Origin of the sequence: Pantoea sp. USMM079 (assembly GCF_037153115.1) — a bacterium.
Taxonomy (GTDB): Bacteria; Pseudomonadota; Gammaproteobacteria; order Enterobacterales; family Enterobacteriaceae; genus Pantoea; species Pantoea communis.
In genome coordinates this window covers 1-1,590 of sequence record NZ_JBBCKX010000050.1, presented here as the reverse complement: position 1 = coordinate 1,590, position 1,590 = coordinate 1, and the positions used below count along the sequence as shown (strand labels likewise).

Annotated in this window: 2 tRNA genes and 2 rRNA genes; all 4 read left to right on the top strand. The window is 51.3% G+C overall.

What is annotated here, in order from left to right:
* Positions 1-95, top strand: a 16S ribosomal RNA gene (locus tag WFP70_RS26430); the annotation flags it as partial.
* A gap of 74 nt (positions 96-169) precedes the next feature.
* A tRNA-Ile gene (locus tag WFP70_RS26425) sits at positions 170-246 on the top strand.
* Between the two features lie 145 nt (positions 247-391).
* Positions 392-467 (top strand) — tRNA-Ala (locus tag WFP70_RS26420).
* 202 nt (positions 468-669) lie between these two features.
* Positions 670-1,590 (top strand): 23S ribosomal RNA (locus WFP70_RS26415); the annotation flags it as partial.

Genomic DNA, 1,590 nt, shown 5'->3' with positions numbered 1-1,590 from the left:
CCTTCGGGAGGGCGCTTACCACTTTGTGATTCATGACTGGGGTGAAGTCGTAACAAGGTAACCGTAGGGGAACCTGCGGTTGGATCACCTCCTTACCTGAAGATACCTTCCCGCGCAGTGCTCACACAGATTGTCTGATAGAAAAGTAACGAGCAGAAAAAACCTCTACAGGCTTGTAGCTCAGGTGGTTAGAGCGCACCCCTGATAAGGGTGAGGTCGGTGGTTCAAGTCCACTCAGGCCTACCAAATTCGCACTCATGCGGCGTTATGTACTCAGTCGTTTACCCAACAGTAAACGTCCTTCGTACATGCCTTGCCTGAGCACGAATTACCGTTTTCAAAAAACGGGACTCCTGGTGAGTGGTAGTAGTGGTCTCTGCAGTAACTGTATGGGGCTATAGCTCAGCTGGGAGAGCGCCTGCCTTGCACGCAGGAGGTCAGCGGTTCGATCCCGCTTAGCTCCACCATTACAGTGACTCAAAACAATACTTCAGAGCGTACCGGCAACGGTGTGCTGCGAAGTATTATGCTCTTTAACAATCCGGAACAAGCTGAAAATTGAAACGACACGTCGTATTCATTCTCCGTAATAAGAATGAATAAACGATGTGTTCGAGTCTCTCAAATGCTTGCAGTCTGCATGCGTTGCAAAACGCCTGTGGGTTGTGAGGTTAAGCGACTAAGCGTACACGGTGGATGCCCTGGCAGTCAGAGGCGATGAAGGACGTGCTAATCTGCGTAAAGCGTCGGTAAGGTGATATGAACCGCTACAGCCGACGATGTCCGAATGGGGAAACCCGGTGCACTCTGTGCATCATCGCAACATGAATACATAGTGTTGCGAGGCGAACCTGGGGAACTGAAACATCTAAGTACCCAGAGGAAAAGAAATCAACCGAGATTCCCCCAGTAGCGGCGAGCGAACGGGGAGCAGCCCAGAACCTGAATCAGTTTGTGCATTAGTGGAAGCGTCTGGAAAGTCGCAGGGTACAGGGTGATACTCCCGTACACAAAAATGCACATACTGTGAGTTCGAAGAGTAGGGCGGGACACGTGGTATCCTGTCTGAATATGGGGGGACCATCCTCCAAGGCTAAATACTCCTGACTGACCGATAGTGAACCAGTACCGTGAGGGAAAGGCGAAAAGAACCCCGGCGAGGGGAGTGAAACAGAACCTGAAACCGTGTACGTACAAGCAGTGGGAGCCTACTTGTTAGGTGACTGCGTACCTTTTGTATAATGGGTCAGCGACTTATATTCTGTAGCAAGGTTAACCGTATAGGGGAGCCGCAGGGAAACCGAGTCTTAACTGGGCGTTAAGTTGCAGGGTATAGACCCGAAACCCGGTGATCTAGCCATGGGCAGGTTGAAGGTTGGGTAACACTAACTGGAGGACCGAACCGACTAATGTTGAAAAATTAGCGGATGACTTGTGGCTGGGGGTGAAAGGCCAATCAAACCGGGAGATAGCTGGTTCTCCCCGAAAGCTATTTAGGTAGCGCCTCGTGAACTCATCTTCGGGGGTAGAGCACTGTTTCGGCTAGGGGGCCATCCCGGCTTACCAACCCGATGCAAACTGCGAATACCG